The organism is Lentilactobacillus sp. TOM.63, from assembly GCF_030361045.1.
Taxonomy (GTDB): Bacteria; Bacillota; Bacilli; order Lactobacillales; family Lactobacillaceae; genus Lentilactobacillus; species Lentilactobacillus dabitei.
Map to the genome: position 1 here is coordinate 1 of NZ_JAUCAP010000181.1, position 674 is coordinate 674.

Below are 674 nucleotides of genomic sequence, written 5' to 3' on the forward strand. Positions count from 1 at the left end.
TATGAAAATGGCGAGTTGGTTAGTGTGGTGGACATTAAGGGCGGCGACGCAACTCTCACTGAAGCGTCACGGCTACGCATGAAGATGTTTATGTATCGGGTGCATGTGCCGGTGGTATTAGCCGTGTACGACCATCGAACAGGGCTGTTTGAAGAAACGATTAAGTAAGGAGTGTTCACAATGGAAATTCGATTGAGTAAGAATCAGGAAATTGCTTTGATCTACTTTTTAACTGCTTTGGAAGATCATCAGTTTGATTTCACTAAAACGCTTATCTGGGCATTGAACCACTTCAACCAATACCGCTATGAGAATGAGCGAGAAGCGTTCAGAAAGCTTTCTACGTACGAGAAGAACCAAATTTTAGCCAAGGTAGCTGCCACGGCATTAGGGTATACGAAAGTAGGCGCTGAATGATGGATTTGGAATATGAAAAAAAGATTCAACCTGATTGTGAGATCATTCGATGGTTGATCAACTTATCGAAGCGGAGGTAAGACGATGATAATTCTGACCCATAACGAACAGTATCATCGCTTCAGCAAACTTGACTATGCAGCCAACTTTCTACGTCAGGCAACCGGCAAGCCAATTCGAAAATGGATGCTAAGGGATGCATTGAAGCAACGACAAGCAATATATTTGTGGAAAATTCAGGAGATAGATAAATGAGC

The 674-nt window shown here is 42.6% G+C and carries 2 protein-coding genes; both read left to right on the forward strand.

Translation table 11 applies throughout. The annotated features are described in order from the left end of the window. The first annotated feature begins 180 nt into the window (after positions 1-180). Positions 181-417 (forward strand): hypothetical protein, encoded by a 237-nt coding sequence (locus tag QUF07_RS14045; protein ID WP_217162247.1) that lies wholly within the window; start codon positions 181-183, stop codon positions 415-417. Positions 418-501: 84 nt separating this feature from the next. Beyond that, positions 502-672 carry a hypothetical protein gene (locus tag QUF07_RS14050; protein ID WP_289428209.1) on the forward strand — a complete coding sequence of 57 codons (171 nt, stop codon included), beginning with the start codon at positions 502-504 and terminating at the stop codon, positions 670-672. Positions 673-674: the final 2 nt, after the last annotated feature.